This is a genomic window from Halomonas borealis, from assembly GCF_004798905.1.
Taxonomy (GTDB): Bacteria; Pseudomonadota; Gammaproteobacteria; order Pseudomonadales; family Halomonadaceae; genus Halomonas; species Halomonas borealis.
In genome coordinates this window covers 1-260 of the sequence record NZ_SDMO01000084.1, presented here as the reverse complement: position 1 = coordinate 260, position 260 = coordinate 1, and the positions used below count along the sequence as shown (strand labels likewise).

At 28.1% G+C, this 260-nt stretch carries 1 protein-coding gene; it reads right to left on the bottom strand.

The features are described 5' to 3' along the window. On the bottom strand, positions 1-192 hold a 192-nt coding region (locus ETC07_RS16250; RefSeq protein WP_205742574.1), incomplete at its 3' end, for a hypothetical protein. Between the last annotated feature and the right edge of the window lie 68 nt (positions 193-260).

Here is a 260-nt window from a genome sequence, read left to right as displayed (position 1 = left end):
ACTATCATTTTCTAGAATATGCTTTCCAAAAGTTACTTTAAATCCTAAATCTTCAAGTCGTTTTTTAGATATTAAATTGTCTTCAAATCCCCCTACTCTTTCAATCGAAGAACTAGGTGAGATCACTCTAATCTCATCTCCGTATTTTAATTTTGGGGCAAATATTTTATCCATAGTATCAGTCACTTTCAAATATTTTACATAGATTATAGCATTTTATTGCCTTGATACAATTATATCAAGATACTTAGAGATATTTA